The sequence below is a fragment of the Mycetohabitans sp. B3 genome, assembly GCF_021498065.1.
Lineage (GTDB): Bacteria > Pseudomonadota > Gammaproteobacteria > Burkholderiales > Burkholderiaceae > Mycetohabitans.
Genome location: NZ_JAHLKN010000225.1, coordinates 1 through 467 on the forward strand (window position 1 = coordinate 1; position 467 = coordinate 467).

Annotated in this window: 1 pseudogene; it reads right to left on the reverse strand. The window is 60.4% G+C overall.

The features are described 5' to 3' along the window. Window positions 1-467 (reverse strand): annotated as a pseudogene (locus tag KQH55_RS16455) (hypothetical protein); the annotation flags it as partial.

Consider the following 467-nt stretch of genomic DNA (forward strand, 5'->3'; position numbering starts at 1 on the left):
ACCCGCGCCACCTCATCCTCGTTCGCCTCGCCTGTCACCAGCTTGCCCGTGAGCAGCAAAATGGGTGCGTCGCCGTGACGCGACTGACGGATCGACTGGATAATCGCTTCGGCCGTGCCCGTCTCCAGTAGCCAGTCAACGATGAACCCGTCGAACACATTCTCCCCAAGCGCCGCGCGGAACGTGGCCTCCGTATTGTACGGCCGGGCAATATAGCCATGCGAATGGAAATACGAGCACATCTCTGCGGTCAATAGCGGATCGTCGTCCACTATCGCAATGACCGGGCTCGACTCAGGCGCGTCACGAGGGCGAATCAGAATCTGCTCCACCACGAAATAGTCGCCACCCGGTGCCGACTCCACCGGATACACCTTCCAGCGACTGCCCTCCCTTAGCGCAACGAACTCCAGCCCCGATACGTCATGCGCCCTCTCTCCAATATCGGCTAGGCAACGATACTCAGC